Below are 18,498 nucleotides of genomic sequence, written 5' to 3'. Positions count from 1 at the left end.
ACCAGTTTCTGCTCCCGGCAAGGCTTGTCCCGCGCATGGGCTGCAAAGCAGCCCCATCACCACTCAAGCCACTGCCACCTGCTTCAACCGCTCCCCGGCAGGCACCGGTCGCCCATACAGATACCCCTGGAAGTGCGAGCACCCCTCCGCCCTCAACCGCTGCATCTGCTCTTCAGACTCGACGCCCTCGGCCGTAGTCTTGATCATCAGGCTGTTGGACAGCTCGGTGATAGCACGAATGATCGACATCGCCTCCCGGCTGTCGCACATGTCATGCACGAACGACTTGTCGATCTTGATCCGGTCGAAGGGAAACGAACGCAGGTAACCCAGCGAGGAATAGCCGGTGCCGAAGTCGTCCAGGGAAATCGACACGCCCAGGTCCTTCAATGCACGCAGGGTGCGCACGTTCTCCTCGCTGTTGCCGAGCAATACCGATTCGGTGATTTCCAGCTCCAGGCGCCGTGCCGGCAAGCCCGAATCGGCCAAAGCCAGCGCCACGGTATGCACCAGGTTGGCATTCTTGAACTGCACCGGTGACAGGTTGACCGACACCGTCTGCTCGCTGTCCCAGGTGGCCGCCTCCTGGCACGCCAGATTCAGCGCGCGGATACCCAGTTCGTGGATCAGCCCGGTTTCCTCGGCGATGGGGATGAAGTCCATCGGCATGACCATGCCCCGGGTCGGGTGCTCCCAGCGCAGCAGCGCCTCATAACCGGTCACGCTGCTGGTCTGCTGATCCACTACCGGCTGATAGTGCAGATGCAACTGGCCCAGGTGCAGCGCCGTGCGCAGGTCAGTTTCAACCAGGCGGCGCTGGCGTGCGGCAACATCCAGTTCGACCTGGAAACACTCGTACCGGTTGCGGCCGTTGCGCTTGGCCTCGTACAGCGCCATGTCGGCATAGCCCAGCAGTTGCTCGGCCTGTTCGTTGTCATCGGGCGCAATCGCGATGCCGATGCTCACGCCCACGGTGAACTGATGGCCGTCGATCTGGAACGGCGGGCAGATCGCGTCGATCAGGCGCTGCGCGGTATTGCAGGCGCCCTCGCGGTTATCCAGGTGGGTCAGCACCACGGCAAACTCGTCACCGCCCAGGCGGGCCAGGGTGTCATGCTCGCGCAACTCACGGCGCAGGCGTTTGCCGAGGGCGCGCAGCAGCTTGTCGCCGAAGGCGTGGCCGAGTGAATCGTTGATGTTCTTGAAATTGTCCAGGTCCAGGCACAACGCGGCGGTCAGCTTGTCGCCCTCGTGGCCACGCAGCAGCGCCTGTTTGAGACGCTCGTTGAACAGCGTGCGGTTAGGCAGGCCGGTGAGCGCGTCGTGGTGCGCCATGTGATGGATCTGCGCGTGGGCGGCCAGCTCTTCAGTGGCGTCTTCAGCAACGAACAGCACATAGTCGGCCTGCCCCTCGCGGTGCTGGCTTAGCAGCGCACGGCTGCGCAACGTACGCGGCCCGCAGGCGGTATCGACCCGGGTTTCAGCAGCATAGCCCTTGGCATTGCGCGCGCCGCGGCTGAGCTGTTGCTCAAGGTAATCAGCGGCGGCCGGTGCCAGGCATTCGCCGGGCAAACGGCCGATCATGCTGGTGATACCCCCGCCGAACAGGCGTTCTGCCTGCTGGTTGGCCAACAGGATGCGCTGGCTTTCCAAATCCTGGACGATGACACTGGCGGGGATGTTGGCGATCACCGAATCGAGAAACTGCGACAGTTTGGCCATTTCCTGGCTGTACTGCTCGGCCAGTTCCTTGGCCTGCAACAGCTCAAGCTCCTGTTGGCGGCGCTCGGAAATATCGCGCGTGACCTTGGCGAAGCCGACCAGCTGGCCGTTGTCATCGCGAACGGCATCGATCACCACATGGGCGTGAAAGGCGCTGCCGTCCTTGCGCAGGCGCGAGCCGATTTCCTCGAAGCGACCAGTGTGGCGTGCCTGCTCCAGATTCTGTTCGGGCAGGCCGGCGGCACGTTCGGCTTCGCTGTAGAACAGCGAGTAATGCTTGCCGACGATCTCGTCAGCAAGGTACCCCTTGGCTCGTTGGGCGCCAGGGTTCCAGTTGGCGACAATACCGTCTGGGGTGAGCAGGTAGATGGCATAGTCCACCACGCTCTGGATCAACAGCCGGTACATGATGTCGGGGCTTGCGACTAGCGACATGAATTTTCCCTGAACCTGCGACGCGCACGAAAAGGAACCCCAGTCCAGAGCGGCTGGGCCTTGATCAGATAGTGCTGGCATTATGCCGTGTAGGTTGATTTTGTGAAGTAGCTCACAAAATTTACTGCGCGCTCAATGCAGCGCGGCGCTGACCTTGTAGGTCAGCAGGTTCGGGTCGTCGTCAAGCACGATCTGCTGCACCCGCCGCGGCAGGTCGGCCACCACGGCCGTGCAGAAGGCGACAGCCACCGGGTCCGGCGCGTAGCAGCGCAGCAGCCAATCGCCCGGCGCACTAAGCATCTGTTGCGCCACGGCGCGGCCGATGCCCTGGCGACGATAGCGCCTGAGGATGAACAGATCGGCCAGTTCGCTGGCGTCGAAGCCTGGCAGCTCGCTACGCTCGACCAGCACGAAGCCCGCAATGAACCCGTCCACCAGCACCAGGCTGGCGCTCCAGCCTGCGGACTGCCAGTAGCGCTGCAGGTGCTCTTCATGGACGTAGAAGCGCCCGTCCACCTCGACATCTTCCTGCTCCCAGTCGGAAGATTCGTAGGCGTAGAACTGGTAGAGGTTACGGATCAGTTCGGCCTGGTCGGCGGTGGTCGGGAGCAGTTCGATGGGCAGCATGGGGCGGGCTCGGATGAAAGTGCGATTCTAGGGCTGGTGCTCTGTCATTATCGCTGCAACCGCCTCAATCTCAACCAACATCCCAGCCAACGCCAGACGCGGCACCGGGATCAGCGTACAAGCCGGCTTCATGTGCGCACCCAGGCAGCGTGTTGTAGTCATTTTCGCAATGGCCACGGCGCGGAGTGAACAACGCGTCTATTTTCGCCGCTCGGATTGCCCGCTAGATTGCAGAATCCGGCAAGGAGGCCACCTTCGAAAAAGGAAACACCATGAGCAAACCACACGCGTTCCAACTCGCTTACACCATCAAACCGCACAAAAAGATTCACGAATCACAAGCCGATGCAGCGCGGTATCACATGCGACACCATATGGGTTGGACTCCACACGAGACCATTCAGACCACTTTACTCGGCCACATCCCCCTCGCTTCCGGGACCAACGAGCAAAAGCGTAACGAGGCCCGTAACGTGATGCGCAAGCAAATCAAGGAAGCTTTCAAAACGCTTGAGGTCGATCACCTCATCAGCTTCACAGGCAGCCTCATGGTGAACGACCTGGAGGATGCCATCGAGGTGGAGATTCCCTGACGCTCGCCGCGGGCATCAGGCGCCCTGCACCTGATGCCTGGCCCGTCATTTCTCCTGCAACACCGCCCTGCCCTTCACCGCGCGTGGCCCGCGCCATGCCCAAAACAGCAAACCGGGGAGCGGTGCATAGACCACGAAGACGACCCACAGCATCTTGCGCTCGGCGCGCCTGTCGCTGCCGATGATGTGCCAGATGGCGAAGATCTCCAACAGGATGACCAAGGCTGCGACAATGATCCAGATCGTTCCGATTTCCATTAGCACTCTCCCGTAGGCATGTACTAGGTTGGGTCGCTTTATGCTGTGAGGGTTCATTCGGATTTTTACAGCCCCATCGCGTGCTTGACGCGATTGCTTCGGCGCTCTTGAGATCGAGCGCCGCCCGCGCGGCGCATCGCGGATGAATCCGCTCCTACGGTCTACCTTCGGCCAGTTACGCCTGCGCCACACCGCCCAAGGCAAGCTCCCACAGCCCACTTGCCTCAACACGACCTGGAACACGACACACCGACCCTGGCGATTGTCTTTCCCCCGGCCACCCGCCACACTCTCACGGCCAGCCAGGAAGCGGAGTCCAGAGTGCCCACCCCACGTCAGTTCAGTAAGAAGACTAGCACCAGCAACATGCTGCGGCTCAAATCCGTGACCGGCAGCCCGCAGGCGCCCTACCGGGTCGACTTCGTCCTGCTCAAACACTTCTCCATGGCCAGTTTCACTGTGGCCATGGACGTGCTGGTCACCGCCAATCTGCTGCGCGCCGACAGCTTCGCATTCACCCCGCTGTCGCTGGACGGTGACCGGGTGCTGAGTGACCTGGGCCTGGAGCTGGTAGCCAGCGAGCTTGCCGCCAGCGAATTGAAGGAACTCGACCTGCTGATCGTCTGCGGCGGCTTGCGTACCCCGCTCAAGTATCCGGAGCTCGACCGCCTGCTGGATGACTGCGCCGCCCACGGCAAAGCGTTGGGCGGGCTGTGGAACGGTGCCTGGTTCCTTGGCCGCGCCGGGGTGCTGGACGATTATGGCTGCAGCATCCACCCCGAACAGCGCGCCAGCCTGTCCGAGCGCAGCCCGCAAACGCACATCACCCCGGCCAGTTTCACCCTCGACCGCGACCGCCTCAGCGCCGCCAGCCCCAACGGCGCCATGGAGCTGATGCTTGGCCTGGTGCGCCGGCTGTATGGCGACGGCCTGGCCGAAGGCGTCGAAGAAATCCTTTCGTTCTCCGGCGCGCGCTACCGCCAGGTCGGCCCAGGCGCGAAAAAGTCCATGAGCCTGCACCTGCGCACCATCGTCGAGCTGATGGAGAACAACCTCGAAGAAACCCTCAGTCTCGACCAGCTGGCCGCCTACAGCGGCCGCTCACGCCGGCAGATCGACCGCCTGTTCCAGGCCCAGCTGGGCACTTCGCCGCGGCGCTACTACATGGAACTGCGCATCACCAAAAGCCGCCGCCTGCTGCAGTATTCCGACCTTTCGGTGATGGAGGTGGCAGTGGCCTGCGGCTTCGTCTCGGTGTCGCACTTCAGCAAGTGCTATGCGGCGTACTTCGGCTACCCGCCGTCCCGCGAGCAACGGCTGGGCGAGTGAACGGCAGTCAGGCCTTGATGTAGCGCATCACCGCTTCACAGATCACTGCCTTGTGGCGCAGCTTGATCTGCTCGTCGAACAGGTCGATCTGGAAGATGTCGCCAAAGGTGTGGCGGTTCGACACCCGATAGAAGCAGAACGAGCTCATCAGCATGTGCAGGTCGATCACCTCGATGCCCGGACGGAACACGCCCTCCTGCACACCCCGCTCCAGCGTGCGGCCCAGGGCCTGCAGCACCAGGCTGCTCATCTCGCGAATGGCCGGGGTTTTCTTCACGTATTCGCCGTAGTGGATGTTTTCGTTGCAGACCATGCGCACGAAATCGACGTTGCGGTCGTGGTGGTCGAAGGTGAAATCGGTCAGGCGCTGGATCGCCTGCTCGGCCGGCAGCGACTCCAGGTCCAGGCGATGCTCGGTCTCGCGGATGTCACCGTAGAGCTTGACCAGGCACTCGACGTACAGCTGCTCCTTGCTGCCGAAGTAGTAATAGATCATGCGCTTGGAGGTGGCCGTGCGCTCGGCGATGGCATCCACCCGCGCCCCGGCCAGGCCCTGTTGGACGAACTCGTTGATGGCGGCCTGGAGGATGTCCTCGCGGGTTTTCTCGGGGTTGTTCTTGCGCGATTTGCGTGTCCCTTCGGTCTCGGGCTGGCCGAGGGGGGCTACGGGGTGGCTCATGGCTGCTCACGGGGTGTTTATTGGGATTTGCCAGGGATTATCCGTGAGGCGGGCGGCGCAGGGAAGCGCGCTGTTGGTCGAGTGGTCAGGATTGGGGATGGCGCATGGCACCGATTTGAACTTATCGACAGGTCCTGCCCCCTAATCCTGCGTTAGGCCCACAGCTAAATCACAGGAAGGTTTCCAACCATGAAGCGTGAACAGATCGAAGGAATTGTAGAAAAAGCTGCAGGCAAGGCACAGAGTGCAGCAGGGCAGTTGCTCGAAGACCCGTCCCTGGAAGCCGAGGGTGATGCGCGGCAAGCGTCGGGCCAGCTTACGAAGAGCTATGGTGATGCGGTGAACACCGTATCCACGTTCGTGAAGGAGAAGCCACTCACTGCGCTGGCAGTGGGCGCAGGTATTGTGCTGGTGCTTAATCGCCTGCTCCGTCGCTGACGCACCACCCCGTGGGAGCGGCTTCAGCCGCGAACACCGGCGAAGCCGGTGCCATACACCGCGTCGCTCGCTTCGCGGCTGAAGCCGCTCCCACTGGGGTCATACTGGTTTCAAGATAGGTAGCTCGACTACAGTACTGGTTTACGCACCGCCCCGCTCCGCCGCTTGGCCATCGCCGCCAAGCGCACTGCAACGTTCGCCGCGCCATATCCGGCATAACCACCTTTGCGCTGGATGATCTCGAAGAAGAAGCGGTCCTCGAACGACTCGGTATACACGTGGAACAACTCCCCACCCTGGGCATCTCGGTCATACAGCACGTTGTAATAGGCCAACTCGCTGAGAAACTCGTCATCGAAATCGAAGCGCGCCGCCAGATCGTCGTAGTAGTTCAGCGGGATCTCCAGCAATGGCACGCCGGCTTCCTTGGCCCGCGCCACTTCCTTGAAGATATCCGCGCAATCGAAGGCAATATGATGCACACCCGAGCCGCGATAGCTGGACAGCGCGTGGGCAATCGCGGTGTTGCGGTTTTCCGAGATGTTCAGCGGCAAACGCAGGCTGCCACACTGGCTACGCAGAGCGCGGCTTTTTACCAGGCCGTAGGGGTCGGGCAACACCACTTCGTCATCGGCGGCAAAGTCGAACAGGCTCTTGTAGAACAGCACCCAGCTGTCCAGCGACTCGGCTGGCAGGGCCAGGGCCATGTGGTCGATGCGCTGCAAACCGCCGGTGGAGGTGGCGGCCGGGTCCAGGCGGAAGTCGGTGTCGTACAGCGAAGGGCCTTCCTTGCCCTGCTCCACCAGGTAGATCAGGCTGCCGTCCGGGGCGCGCACGGCGGGCACTTCGCATTCATTCGGGCCGACCAGGCCACGGAATGGCTGGCCGCGAAAATCGGTGGCGCGCTGCAGCGCGGCGTGCTCGTCCTTGACCCGCAGGGCGGTGGCGCACAGCGACGGGCCGTGGGCCTCGAAGAAGTTGTGGCCGAATGAATACGGTTCTGCATTGAGCACGATGTTGATGTCGTTCTGGCGCAGCAAGTGCACGTCCTTGCTGCGGTGCTTGCCGGCTTCGGCAAAGCCCAGACGCTTGAGCCAGCCACCCAGGCGCGCGCCGACGGCTTCGTCGACGGCAAACTCGAGGAACTCCACACCGTTATAGGTACTGGCGGCGGGCGGCGCGAACAGTACGCCCGGTTCGATGGCGGTGCCTTCCTGCTGCAGGCGCAGGCGAGTCTGCTCTTCGAGGTACAGCAGCGAACGCAGGCCATCGGCGGCGTTCTGCCGGGGCGGCGCGGCACGGAAGCCATCGTTGAAGATTTCCAGCGACAGCGGGCCGCGATAGCCGGTGGCAAGAATCGGCGCGAGGAAGCCGGCCAGGTCCATTTCGCCCTGGCCCGGGAAGCAGCGGAAATGGCGGCTCCACTCCAGCACGTCCATGGCCAGGATCGGCGCGTCGGCCATCTGCACGAAGAAGATCTTGTCGCCGGGGATGTCGCGGATCGCGGCCGGGTCGCCCTTGAGCGACAGGGTGTGGAAGCTGTCGAGGATCACCCCCAGCGCCGGATGGTCGGCCTGACGCACCAGGTTCCAGACTTGCTGGTAGGTGCTGACGTGGCGGCCCCAGGCCAGAGCTTCGTAGCCGATGCGCAGGTCGCGTTTACCGGCGTGCTCGGCTAGCAGCCGGAGGTCGTCCACCAGTAGCTGTTCTTCACCCAGCGCGTCGACCTGCACGTTACTGCACACCAGCACCAGGTCGGTACCCAGCTCTTGCATCAGGTCGAACTTGCGTTCGGCACGGTCGATGTTTTTCTGCAGGCGGTCGCGGCGGCAGCCTTCGAAATCGCGGAACGGCTGGAACAGGGTGATGGCGATGCCGAGGTCGGCGCACATCTGCCGCACTTCGCGCGGGCTACCGGCGTAGTAGAGCAAATCATTCTCGAAGATCTCGACGCCGTCGAAACCGGCGGCGGCGATGGCTTCGAGCTTTTCCGGCAGAGTGCCGCTCAAGGACACGGTGGCTATCGAACGCTGCATGGTGGAGTTCCTTGTTATTTGAAAAGACAACAAACCGAACCTCGACGGGTTCCTGGCACGATCGATTATTCGCAGGTAAAGTCGCGGCAGCAATCACTTTGTACGGAACGGTTAGTTTTGCGTTCGATTACCGCACAAAACCCGTTTAGGCGAATTGATTCACTGCCACCGCTGAACAACCATGTGATCGCACGCAGGCACTTCGACAGCCACCCAGCGCAGCAAATACTCCCGATAGCGATCGCTCTCCCAGCGCCTGCCTCCAGGCAACGCCAACTGTGCGGTCACCAACAAAAACAACGGAGACAACAATGGCCCACTCTAGCTCTCAAGCCAAGAAAGCGACCGCCAGCGGTTGGATAGGCTCAGCACTCGAGTACTACGACTTTTTCATCTATGCCCAGGCTGCGGCGCTGATTTTCCCGCAGATCTTCTTCCCCAACACCGACCCGAAAATGGCCATCATCGCCTCGCTGGCCACCTACGGCGTGGGCTACCTGGCGCGGCCAGTCGGCGCGTTCGTGCTCGGCCACTGGGGTGATACCCGTGGGCGCAAGAACGTGCTGCTGCTGTGCATGTTCCTGATGGGCGTGTCGACCATGGCCGTCGGCCTGCTGCCGACCTACCACGACATCGGCCTGCTCGCCCCGGCCTTGCTGGTGCTGCTGCGCCTGGTCCAGGGCTTCGCGGTGGCCGGTGAAATTTCCGGTGCCAGTTCGATGATCATGGAACACGCGCCGTTCGGTCGGCGCGGCTATTACGCCAGCTTCACCTTGCAGGGCGTGCAGGCCGGCCAGGTGCTGGCGGCTGCGGTGTTCCTGCCGCTGGCCTACTTCATGCCGAGCGAAGCGTTCAACGACTGGGGCTGGCGCATTCCGTTCCTGATGAGTGCGGTGGTGCTGATCGCAGGCTTCATCATCCGTAAGGAAGTGCACGAAACCCCGGCGTTCGTGAAGGAAGAAAAGCAGGACAAGGTGGCCAAGTCGCCGATCAGCGAAGCTTTCCGCCACAGCTGGAAGCACATGGTGCTGGTGATGTTCATGGCCCTGATGAACGTGATCCCGGTGGTCGCGACCATCTTCGGCGCAGCCTACGCGGTACAGCCGGCCTATGGCATCGGCTTCGACAAGAGCGTGTACTTGTGGATTCCGGTGGTGGGCAACATCGTCGCCGTGCTGGTGATCCCGTTCGTCGGCAGTCTTTCCGACAAGATCGGCCGTCGCCCGACCATGATCGCCGGCTGCCTGGGCTCGGGCCTGCTGGCGTTCGTGTATCTGTATGCGATCAGCATCCAGAACGTGCCGCTGGCCTTTGCCGCATCGATCGTCATGTGGGGCATGGTCTACCAGGGTTACAACGCCGTGTTCCCAAGCTTTTACCCAGAGCTGTTCCACACCCGCTACCGCGTCTCGGCCATGGCCATCGCGCAGAACATCGGCACCATGATGACCGCCATGCTGCCGGCGCTGTTCGCCCTGGTGGCGCCGCCTGGCTCGGATAACATTCCGCTGGTGGTGGGTGGCCTGGCGTTCTTCATCACCTGCGTGTGTGCGCTGGCGGCGTACATCGCGCCGGAGACGCATCGTCTGGCGATGGACGACCTGGGTAATCCCCAGGCCAAGCCGATGGAGAAGGAAGCCTTTGAGGCGAGCCGCAAGGGGAGTTTTGAGGCGGTGAGCAACTGATAGATCGCATGGGGCTGCTGCGCAGCCCATTCGCGGGGCAAGCCCGCTCCCACAGATAGCGCGCTGCAGTTAACCTGTGGGAGCGGGCTTGCCCCGCGAATGGGCCGCACAGCGGCCCCAACGATTTCAGCCTTTGATCACTTCCTGCAGCCGCAGCCAGAGCTTCTCGACATGCTCGCGCTCGGTCGGCAACGCCCCCACCGACACCCGGACCATCCACCGCCCATTCAGGGTCGCCGGGGTCACATAAGCATCGCCTGAAGCATTAAGCCGCTGCGCCCAAGCCTTGGTATGCACATCCAACGCCTCCCCTTCCAACCCTGCTGGCCGGTGCTGAATACACAGCGTCTGCAGCTGGACCGGCGCCAACAGTTCCCACTCTGCAGCCGCCTCCACCTGCTCGGCCAGCCAACGGGCATTGTCCAGGTCACGACGCAAACGCTGCTGCAGCGCCTCAACCCCTTCGCTACGCAACATGAACCACAGCTTCAACGCACGGAAGCGGCGGCCCAGCGGAATGCCCCAGTCGCGCAGGTTCTTCACCTCAGCATCCACCGCCGATTGCAGGTAGCTCGGGTTGGTACTCATTACCCGGATCAGGTGCTGCGGATCGCGCACGTAATAGATCGAACAGTCGAAGGCCACGCCCAGCCATTTATGCGCATTGACCACCACCGAATCGGCCAACTCGATACCGTCCCACATCCAACGACACTCAGGCAGGATCATCGCCGAACCGGCCATGGCCGAGTCGACGTGCAGCCACAAACCCTGAGCCTGGGCGATCTCGCCGATCGGGCGCAGCGGGTCCAGCGCCGTGGTGGTCGTGGTGCCTGTGGTGGCGACCACCGCGCAAGGCTGATTGCCAACGGCGAGGTCCTGCTCGATAGCGGCCTGCAAGGCGTCGGGGCGCATGGCGAACTGTTCGTCGGTAGCGATCAGGCGGATGTTGGCTCGGCCGAAACCCGCGAGCAGCGCGGCCTTGTCCACCGAGCTGTGAGCGTGGGCGCTGACATAGACGATGAGGGGTTTTGCCTCCGCCTGCAGGCCACCACGCACCAACGCGTAGTCGGTGGTGCGTTCACGGGCACTGATCAGCGCGACCAGGGTGCTGGTCGAGGCGGTGTCCTGGATCACCCCGCTCCACTGCGCCGACAGGCCCAGCAGTTGGCGCAGCCAGTCGAGGGTGGTTTCCTCAAGCTCGCTCAGTGCCGGGCTGGATTGCCACGACAGGCCGAGCACGCCAAGGCCCGTGCTGAGGAAGTCACCGAGCACCGACGACAAAGTGCCGTTGGACGGGAAGTAGCCGTAGAAGTCAGGGTGCTGCCAGTGCGACAGGCCCGGCATGACCAGTTTGTTGATATCGTCGAGAATCGCCTCGAACGGTTCGCCCTGCTTGGGGGCGCCCGTCGGCAAGGCAGCCTTGAGATAGCCGGGCTCGACCTGGGCCATGACCGGGCGCTCGCCGACGGTCTGGCGGTAGTCGGCGATCAGGTCGATCAGTTGGTGGCCGTACTGGCGAAATTGTTCGGGGGTCACGCGCGATCTCCTGTGGGGTGTCCAGTGCCTGTACCGGCCATTTCGCGGGCAAGCCCGCTCCCACAGGTTAAGTGCAACATCAAGACCTGCGCAGTACTTGTGGGAGCGGGCTTGCCCGCGAAGAGGCCGGCATATGCGCCGCAATTCCGACACTCTAGACGCTTGCCGACTATCGAATAACCCCGCTTCGCGCATACCTGCTATGGCAAACCCGCATGCCCACCCTGCACGCCGAACTGCGATTGGCGCCACAGCTCGAACACCCGGTTGCGCAACCAGCGGTGCTCGGCCGACGCCTGCAGGCGCTGGTGCCACACCACCCAGTAGCGCTGGGTATGCTCGACAAAGCCCAACGGCCGCCAGGCCAGGTCATGCAGGCGGCACAGCTGGCGGGCGATATGCTCGGGTACGGTGGCCAGCGCCTGGCTGTTGGCGATCACCTGCACGGTGGCCGAGAAAAACGGCACCTCCAGGCTGACCCGCCGCTGCAGGCCCTGGGCGCGCAGGTGGCGGTCGATGAAGCTGTCCTTGTCGCCGCCCCCGGAGATGCGCACGTGCTTGAAGGCCAGGTAATCGTCCTGACTCAGCACGTCGCAGGCCGCGAGCGGATGTTCCCGGCGCATCAGGCACACCGCCCGGTCTTCGCCAAGCAGGCGCCCGTGCAGGTTGGGTGGCGATTCGTCGAACAGCGTGGTGGCCAGGTCGATCTCGCCGCTGGCGAGCAAGGCGTACTGGCCGGCCTGCCAGGAGCGGTAGTCGATGCACACGCCCGGGGCTTCCTGCTCCAGCGCGGCCACCAGCAGCGGCAGCATGTGCTCGGCGACGTAGTCGGAGGCGGCCAGGCAGAAGCGCCGCTCACAGCGGGCCGGGTCGAAGGCGGCGGGTTGGCGCAGGGCCTGGAGTTCTTCGAGCACCTGGCGCAGGGGTTCGACCAGGGCTTCGGCGTATTCGCTGAGCACGTAACCACGGCCCTGGCGCACCAGTAACGGGTCGTCGAAGGCTTCGCGCAGGTGGGCCAATTGACGGCTCAGGGCCGACTGGCTGACGCCCAGGCGTTCGGCGGCGTGGCTGAGGTTTTTCAGCTGCAGGAGGCAGTCGAGGGTGCGCAGGTGGGCGAGGCTAAGGGAGGCGAAGGTTGGGTTCATCTGCCATTCCTGCTGAAATTTCACTGGCCCATTCGCGGGCAAGCCCGCTCCCACAGGTACACCACAGTTATTGAGACCAGTGGTGTATCTGTGGGAGCGGGCTTGCCCGCGACTGGGCCGCAAAGCGGCCCCCGCTTATTAAGCAGTCAGACCTACGTAAACGTTCTGTACGTCATCGTTCTCGTCAATCGCTTCGAGGAAGGCTTCCACCTCAGCCAGCGCCTCAGCACTCAGGCTCGCCGCGCTCACCGGGTTTTTCGGGATGTAGCCGATTTTCGCCGAGGTCACAGTGAAACCCTGCTCCGGCAGCGCCTTCTGCACTGCATCCAGGTCGGTAGTGTCGGTGATGAACAGGGTCGAGCCCTCTTCTTCACCTTCCTCGAAGTCCTGCGCACCGGCTTCGATCGCAGCCATTTCCGGGTCGGCGTCGTCGCTGGCAGGGGTGGCTTCGATCAGGCCGACATGGTTGAAGTCCCAGGCCACCGAACCGCTGGCACCCAGCTGGCCCTTGCGGAACAGCACGCGGATCTGCGCGACGGTGCGGTTGACGTTGTCGGTCAGGCACTCGACGATCAGCGGCACCTGGTGCGGCGCGAAACCTTCGTAGCTCACCGCGTGGTACTGCACGGCATCACCGTCCAGGCCGGCACCCTTGCGGATCGCCCGGTCCAGGGTCTCGCGGGTCATCGAGGCCTTCTTGGCCTGGACGATGGCCAGGCGCAGGCGCGGGTTCATGTCGGGGTCGGCGCCCGATTTTGCCGCGATCTGGATTTCCTTGGACAGCTTGCCCATGATCTTGCCCTTGGCATTGGCAGCTGTTTCTCTATGTTTGGCTTTCCACTGTGCGCCCATGTCGACTCTCTTGTTTCAGCGGCCAGTTCAGGAAGCGACCGGCCAAAAGTGGGAGCAGTTTATACGCCCTCGCGCCTGTGATCGACAACAAATCTCACGCCTTGTCGGCCTTGCCCGCCGCCGCCGCGAAGCGCGCCAGGCGCACGTCCAGGTGGCGTGGCCGCAGGCCGCGGTCTTCGGCCCGCTCCTTGCGGCGGATGGCATTGCGCACCATCAGCGAGCCCAGGTAGCGGATCGGCTCCGGCGGAAACAGGCCCAGCGGGCCCTTGACCAGTGGCGAGCGTGTCCACGGGTTGTCCAGCCCCAGCGCCAGCGACGAGAGAATCTGCCCGCCCATGTGGCACGGCCCCACCCCACTGCCGGAATAGCCAAAACCGTAAAACACGTTGCCCTGCCCATCCAGCCGGCCAAAGAACGGCAGCCCGGTCACCGAGCGGTCCGACGGGCCGTTCCAGCTGGCTGCAAGCGGTACCTCGGCCAGCGCCGGGAAGAATTCGCCCAGGGTTTCGCCCAGCAACGGCCGATACGGCGACGGCTGGTCGAACACCGGCAGCATGCGCCCGCCATAGGCGAAAGTGTTGCCGCCCTTGCCGAGCATCAGGCGGCCATCGGAGGTGTTGTGGTAGTAGTGCACGAAGATGCGCGAGTCGAGCACGCTGATGCCATTGTTCAGGCCGATCTCGCGCAGCAATTCTGGGCACGGCTCGGTGATGACCATGTCGCTGGAGACGATCGCCACGCTGCGCTCGAACTGCGGGAAGGCGCGCGCCATCCAGGCATTCAGGCCCAGTACCACGCGGTCGGCACGCACCGTGCCATGGGCCGTGCGCACCTGCGCCGGGGCGCCGTGCTCCAGGCCGGTCATGGCCGTGCCTTCATGAATGCGTACCCCTCGCTGCAAGGCCACCCGGCGCAAGCCGCGCACCAGGCGGCCCGGCTGCACGGTGGCGGCGGCTGGCGAGAACCAGCCTTCCAGATGCCGAGCGGAACCTGCCAGGCGTTGCACATCATCGAGCGCCAGGCGCTCGAACGAATTGATGCCTCTCTGTTCCAGCGCCGCGATCACTGCATCGGTGGCGCCGACCTGGGCCTGGTTGGTGGCCGTGTACAAAGTACCGTCCAGGCGATAGTCGCAGTCGATGCCATTGGCGGCGCAGAACGCGCCAATCTCACCGATGCTGCGTTCCGACTCGCGCACCAGACGCACCGCTTCGGCAGCGCCGAACAAGCGTTCGAGGGTGAAATACTTGGCCGACCAGGACAATGCACAACCGCCGTTGCGGCCACTGGCACCCGCGCCGCAGATATCCGCCTCGATCAGCAGCACGTCCAGCGCCGGCACCGCCTCCTTGAGCATCAGCGCGGTCCACAGGCCCGTGTAGCCACCGCCGACGATGCAAACGTCGCAACGGGCATCGCCCTGCAGCGGCGGGCACACCGCCTCCTGTTCCGAATCCAGGGCCTGTTGCAGCCAGAAGGGTCTCATTCGCTCGCTTTCCTTTAGGTACGCAGTGGCTTGATCGCCATGCTGGTATTGGGTGCCACGTCATTGGCCTGGGGCACGCTGGTCGGGCGGCTGTTCCAGTGCGGCAGCAGCACAAGGGCCGAGAACAGCGCACAGCCGGCGAACACGATGAACACCGTGACGCTGTCGAAGTAACCAGGCAGCAAACCGCCGAGCACCGCGCCCACCGAACCGCAGCCGTTGACGAAGCCAGCCGCCGTGGCACCGGCCTTGGCCGTGCCGAAGTCGATGGCCGCCGCGCCGCTGATCATCGAGTCCGGCCCGTACAGGGTCAGGCCCATGACGAACAGCAGGCCCACCACCATGACGATGCTGCCGCTGTGCATTGCCGCCATGAACAGCGCCAGGGTCACGGTGAGTAACAGCAGGCTGATCACGCAGGCGGGCATGCGCCGGGCACCGAACAGCTTGTCCGAGGCCAGGCCGATGATGATCGGGCCGAGCAGGCCGGCCAGTTCGAACGCCGTGGGGATGATCGCTGCGCCGACCTTGCCCACCGAGGGCATCTGCTCGAAGACGATTACCGGGCCCCATAGCAGGATGGCGTAGCGTGCCGGCTTGAGCAGAAAGTACGCCAGGCCCAGGGTCAGCACCGTGCGATTGCGCAGTATTTCGCGCAGCGGCGCCCAGATGCTGCACAGGTTGCCGGCGGGTGCCATGCTCTGCGGCTCGGGCTCGACCGCTGGCAAGCCAACGTCCTCTGGCTTGTTGCGCTGCAGGAAGAAGAACAGCACCGCCACCGCGGCTACCACTTCGGCGCTGGAGAAGAACGCCGCGTGCCAGGTACCGACCAGGGTGTAGGCCCACCAGCCGGCGAACGGCGAGGCAACCAGACCGCCGAAGGCATAGCACGAACTCCACAGCCCCAGCACTCGCCCGCGCTGCGAAGCCGGGAAGAAACTGCCGATGTTCTTGCACAGCCCGGCCCAGCCGGTGGACTGCGCCAGGCCCTGGATCAGCATGCAGGTGGCAAAGATCGGGAAGGTCGCGTAGCTGCCCATCACCACCGCCGCCGCTGCTGAAATCAGCAAGCCACCGAGCACCACCACGCGCGGGCCGAAACGGTCGGCCAGCATGCCCCAGGTGAACTGGCCCACCGCATACGCCGCCAGGTAGATGGCATCGAGGTTGGCCATGGCAGCCTTGTCGAGCATGAATGTGGGGTCTTCACCGATGCCGAGCTTGGCCACCGAGAAGGCCTTGCGGGTGAAGTAGAAGGCGGCGTAAGCCAGCCAGGTAATTGCGAAAATCTGGATACGCCAGCGTTTGAACGCGGCTAGGGATTGGTTCATGTTGATTCTGACCTCTTGCTCAAGTGTGCCGGCAGATTGTTAAAAAACGCCTGTCTTGTTGTTGTGTTGCGCACTGCATGACGTGGGCGCGTCATTGGTCAGATGGCGCAGGTATACGCGCCATGGCCCGGCTGTCGCTTGTAGCGGCGGCCCTGGGTTGAAAGCTATGGAAACAGTTGCTGACTGATAAATAAAATCGATTTATCGTATTTCACACATAAGCTCAGCTTGTTACTGGAGTGTCCATGTCGGTGTCCCACGCGCAACTCAAGGCCTTCCACGCGGTGGCCGTGCACGGCAGCTTCACCCGCGCGGCGGAAAAGCTGTTCCTCACCCAGCCGGCGATATCCGACCAGGTACGCAAGCTGGAGGAGCGCTTTGGCGTGTTGCTGTTCCACCGCAACAAGCGCTCGGTGCAGTTGACCGACCTGGGCGAGCGCCTGCTGGGCATCAGCCAGCGCCTGTTCGCCTGCGAGGCCGAGGCCCACGAACTGCTGCATGACTCCCGCGCCCTGCACACCGGCAGCCTGGTGCTGGCAGTGGATGCCCCGGTGCACGTGCTGCCGCAGATCGCGCGGTTCTGCCAGCGCTATCCGGGCATTCAGGTCAAGGTGGAAACCGGCAATACCGACGAATCGCTGGCCCGGCTGTTCAGCTATCAGGCAGACCTGGCGCTGCTGGGGCGCGACGTCGACGATGAGCGGCTGCACTGCGTGCCATTGCGCCGCGACCCGATGGTGGCCTTCGTGTCGCACAACCACCCGTGGGCCAGCCGTGGCTCGATCAGCCTGGCTGACCTCGACGACACGCCGCTGGTGCTGCGCGAGCCGGGTTCGGTCACCCGCCAGACGCTGGAAGAAGAAATGCAGCGCGCCGGCCTGCGGATTCGCCCAGCCATCCAGGTAGAGGGCCGGGAAGCGGCGCGCGAAGCGGTGGTGGTGGGGATTGGCGTGGGCGTGGTATCGGCTGCCGAGTTTGGCGCGGATGCGCGGGTGTGTGCGCTGCCGATCACCGATTGCCAGCGGCATTTGACCGAGACGCTGGTGTGCTTGAGCGAGCAGCGTACGCGGCGGGTGGTAGCGACATTCTTGCAGATGGTTCAGGAAGCCTTGCCATGTTCTTCCGTCTAGCCGCCGACGCCCTGGTGCTGCTGCACCTGGCCTTCATCCTGTTGGTGCTGTTCGGCGGCCTGCTGGTGCTCAAGTGGCGCCTCGCCCTGCTCATCCACCTGCCCGTCCTGGCCTGGGGCCTGGCGGTGGAAGGACTGCACCTGGAGTGCCCGCTGACCGACTGGGAAAACCGCATGCGCATTGCTGCGGGCGATGCCGGCTACCCTGGCGGCTTCGTCGAGCACTACATCTGGCCGCTGATCTACCCGGCCGGATTGACGCCGCAGATCCAATGGTTGCTGGGCGCCTTCGTACTGCTGCTCAATCTCGGCATCTACGGGTATGTGATCTGGCGCTGGCGCCGCGCCTAACGCGTAGCGATCACAAACAGCCGTGGGAACGGCAGCAGCACTTTGCCGTCAGTGGCCGGGGGGTAGTCGCGCTGCATGGCCTGCAGGTACATCTGCAGGAAGTCCGTTTGCTCCTGCTCATCCAGCTTGGCCAGGTAAGGCCTCAAGGCCGACCCCTTGAACCATTCCACCACCGCCTCGGCGCCACCGGGTAGCGGATGGTGATAGGTGGTGCGCCAGACATCCACCCGCGTGCACAGCGGGCTCAGCAGGTCGTAGTAGAACGCCGCGTTGTGCCGTGGCGGCAGGCTGAAGTCGGCGAATTTGTCGGCCCACGGGCCGCGACCGGCGATATCGCGCAACTGGCGGTGGGCCGGCTCGTCGAGGTTGTCCGGGGTTTGCACGGCCAGGCTTCCCCCTTCGCTCAGCTGGCGCACCAGGTGCGGGTACAGCGAGCCGTGGTCGGGCACCCACTGCAGCGAGGCATTGGCCAGGATCAGGTCCTGCGGCTCAGGGGCGGCCCAGTCGCTGATGTTGGCGATCCTGCAGCTGACCCTTGGGATATTCAGGCGTTTGCGTTCGCGAGCCTTGTCGATCATGTCCTTGTCGCTGTCCAGTGCCGTCACCTGGGCATCCGGGCAGCGTTGCAGCAACACTTCGGTGGAGTTGCCGGGGCCACAGCCCAGGTCGGTGGCATGGCGCACCGGGCGTGGCGGCACGGCGGCGAGCAGGTCGCGTACGGCGCGGGTGCGCTCGTCTTCGAAGAGGGAATACTGGGTGGCGGACCAGGCCATGGAGGGCTCCTTTGGGCAGGCAATGTGCTCAGCATAAGCCATATGCCCGTCAGGAGGCTGTCAGCATCAGTCTATGCTTCGAGTCAGTCT

The 18,498-nt window shown here is 63.7% G+C and carries 17 protein-coding genes and 1 pseudogene; 6 read left to right on the top strand and 12 right to left on the bottom strand.

The features are described 5' to 3' along the window. Window positions 1–63: 63 nt before the first annotated feature. The 3 genes and pseudogenes from ACIPZF_RS02190 to ACIPZF_RS02180 all read right to left on the bottom strand — a co-directional run. Window positions 64–2,157, bottom strand: coding sequence for a putative bifunctional diguanylate cyclase/phosphodiesterase (locus ACIPZF_RS02190; RefSeq protein ID WP_400794783.1), 2,094 nt, complete (start codon window positions 2,155–2,157; stop codon window positions 64–66). Window positions 2,158–2,289: 132 nt separating this feature from the next. Then, window positions 2,290–2,784 carry a GNAT family N-acetyltransferase gene (locus ACIPZF_RS02185; protein ID WP_400794782.1) on the bottom strand — a complete coding sequence of 165 codons (495 nt, stop codon included), beginning with the start codon at window positions 2,782–2,784 and terminating at the stop codon, window positions 2,290–2,292. A gap of 27 nt (window positions 2,785–2,811) precedes the next feature. Then, a pseudogene (locus ACIPZF_RS02180) lies at window positions 2,812–2,934 on the bottom strand (RidA family protein); the annotation flags it as partial. A 122-nt stretch (window positions 2,935–3,056) separates the two neighbouring features. Here ACIPZF_RS02180 and ACIPZF_RS02175 point away from each other — a divergent pair. Continuing rightward, window positions 3,057–3,377, top strand: coding sequence for a hypothetical protein (locus tag ACIPZF_RS02175; RefSeq protein WP_400794780.1), 321 nt, complete (start codon window positions 3,057–3,059; stop codon window positions 3,375–3,377). 45 nt (window positions 3,378–3,422) lie between these two features. On the opposite strand, the gene ACIPZF_RS02170 is transcribed toward ACIPZF_RS02175, so the two are convergent. Continuing rightward, window positions 3,423–3,635: a PLDc N-terminal domain-containing protein gene (locus tag ACIPZF_RS02170; protein ID WP_400794778.1), complete on the bottom strand. Its 213-nt coding sequence runs from the start codon at window positions 3,633–3,635 to the stop codon at window positions 3,423–3,425. A 321-nt stretch (window positions 3,636–3,956) separates the two neighbouring features. Here ACIPZF_RS02170 and ACIPZF_RS02165 point away from each other — a divergent pair, with 321 nt between their 5' ends. After that, window positions 3,957–4,964 carry a GlxA family transcriptional regulator gene (locus ACIPZF_RS02165; RefSeq protein WP_400794776.1) on the top strand — a complete coding sequence of 336 codons (1,008 nt, stop codon included), beginning with the start codon at window positions 3,957–3,959 and terminating at the stop codon, window positions 4,962–4,964. A gap of 7 nt (window positions 4,965–4,971) precedes the next feature. Here ACIPZF_RS02165 and ACIPZF_RS02160 read toward each other — a convergent pair whose 3' ends face one another. Continuing rightward, on the bottom strand, window positions 4,972–5,643 hold the full coding sequence (locus ACIPZF_RS02160; protein ID WP_400794774.1) for a TetR/AcrR family transcriptional regulator: 672 nt from the start codon (window positions 5,641–5,643) through the stop codon (window positions 4,972–4,974). A gap of 189 nt (window positions 5,644–5,832) precedes the next feature. On the opposite strand from ACIPZF_RS02160, the gene ACIPZF_RS02155 reads away from it, so the two are divergent. After that, the gene (locus ACIPZF_RS02155) at window positions 5,833–6,081 is read left to right on the top strand and encodes a CsbD family protein (RefSeq protein WP_400794772.1); all 249 of its coding nucleotides are present in this window, start codon (window positions 5,833–5,835) and stop codon (window positions 6,079–6,081) included. Window positions 6,082–6,209: 128 nt separating this feature from the next. Here ACIPZF_RS02155 and quiC read toward each other — a convergent pair whose 3' ends face one another. Further along, complete coding sequence (gene quiC, locus ACIPZF_RS02150; RefSeq protein ID WP_400794770.1) at window positions 6,210–8,117, bottom strand: 3-dehydroshikimate dehydratase QuiC; 1,908 nt, start codon at window positions 8,115–8,117, stop codon at window positions 6,210–6,212. Between the two features lie 311 nt (window positions 8,118–8,428). Here quiC and ACIPZF_RS02145 point away from each other — a divergent pair, with 311 nt between their 5' ends. Continuing rightward, the gene (locus ACIPZF_RS02145; protein ID WP_400794768.1) at window positions 8,429–9,802 is read left to right on the top strand and encodes an MFS transporter; all 1,374 of its coding nucleotides are present in this window, start codon (window positions 8,429–8,431) and stop codon (window positions 9,800–9,802) included. A 126-nt stretch (window positions 9,803–9,928) separates the two neighbouring features. Here the strand turns inward: ACIPZF_RS02145 and ACIPZF_RS02140 are convergent, their stop codons facing one another. The 5 genes from ACIPZF_RS02140 to ACIPZF_RS02120 all read right to left on the bottom strand — a co-directional run bounded on the left by ACIPZF_RS02140 (window position 9,929) and on the right by ACIPZF_RS02120 (window position 16,155). Further along, the gene (locus tag ACIPZF_RS02140; RefSeq protein ID WP_400794766.1) at window positions 9,929–11,341 is read right to left on the bottom strand and encodes a DOPA decarboxylase; all 1,413 of its coding nucleotides are present in this window, start codon (window positions 11,339–11,341) and stop codon (window positions 9,929–9,931) included. A 200-nt stretch (window positions 11,342–11,541) separates the two neighbouring features. Continuing rightward, entirely contained in the window at window positions 11,542–12,486 is a 945-nt protein-coding gene (locus ACIPZF_RS02135) for a LysR family transcriptional regulator (RefSeq protein WP_400794764.1), read from the bottom strand. A gap of 138 nt (window positions 12,487–12,624) precedes the next feature. Beyond that, the gene (locus ACIPZF_RS02130) at window positions 12,625–13,338 is read right to left on the bottom strand and encodes a YebC/PmpR family DNA-binding transcriptional regulator (protein ID WP_400794762.1); all 714 of its coding nucleotides are present in this window, start codon (window positions 13,336–13,338) and stop codon (window positions 12,625–12,627) included. Between the two features lie 94 nt (window positions 13,339–13,432). After that, window positions 13,433–14,824, bottom strand: coding sequence for an FAD-dependent oxidoreductase (locus tag ACIPZF_RS02125; protein WP_400794760.1), 1,392 nt, complete (start codon window positions 14,822–14,824; stop codon window positions 13,433–13,435). Window positions 14,825–14,838: 14 nt separating this feature from the next. Beyond that, entirely contained in the window at window positions 14,839–16,155 is a 1,317-nt protein-coding gene (locus tag ACIPZF_RS02120) for an MFS transporter (protein ID WP_400794759.1), read from the bottom strand. Window positions 16,156–16,400: 245 nt separating this feature from the next. Here ACIPZF_RS02120 and ACIPZF_RS02115 point away from each other — a divergent pair, with 245 nt between their 5' ends. Together ACIPZF_RS02115 and ACIPZF_RS02110 are read left to right on the top strand one after the other, a co-directional pair. Next, the gene (locus ACIPZF_RS02115) at window positions 16,401–17,285 is read left to right on the top strand and encodes a LysR substrate-binding domain-containing protein (protein ID WP_400794757.1); all 885 of its coding nucleotides are present in this window, start codon (window positions 16,401–16,403) and stop codon (window positions 17,283–17,285) included. Next, the gene (locus tag ACIPZF_RS02110) at window positions 17,270–17,635 is read left to right on the top strand and encodes a DUF2784 domain-containing protein (protein ID WP_400794755.1); all 366 of its coding nucleotides are present in this window, start codon (window positions 17,270–17,272) and stop codon (window positions 17,633–17,635) included. Before ACIPZF_RS02115 ends, ACIPZF_RS02110 begins: the two co-directional genes overlap by 16 nt. Here ACIPZF_RS02110 and tam read toward each other — a convergent pair. After that, entirely contained in the window at window positions 17,632–18,408 is a 777-nt protein-coding gene (gene tam / locus ACIPZF_RS02105) for a trans-aconitate 2-methyltransferase (RefSeq protein WP_400794753.1), read from the bottom strand. The two genes, ACIPZF_RS02110 and tam, sit on opposite strands and share 4 nt — an antisense overlap. Between the last annotated feature and the right edge of the window lie 90 nt (window positions 18,409–18,498).

Source organism: Pseudomonas sp. NPDC089752 (genome assembly GCF_044748725.1).
Lineage (GTDB): Bacteria > Pseudomonadota > Gammaproteobacteria > Pseudomonadales > Pseudomonadaceae > Aquipseudomonas.
Note: the sequence above shows the minus strand (reverse complement) of the source record. Positions and strands in the feature narration are given on the sequence as shown.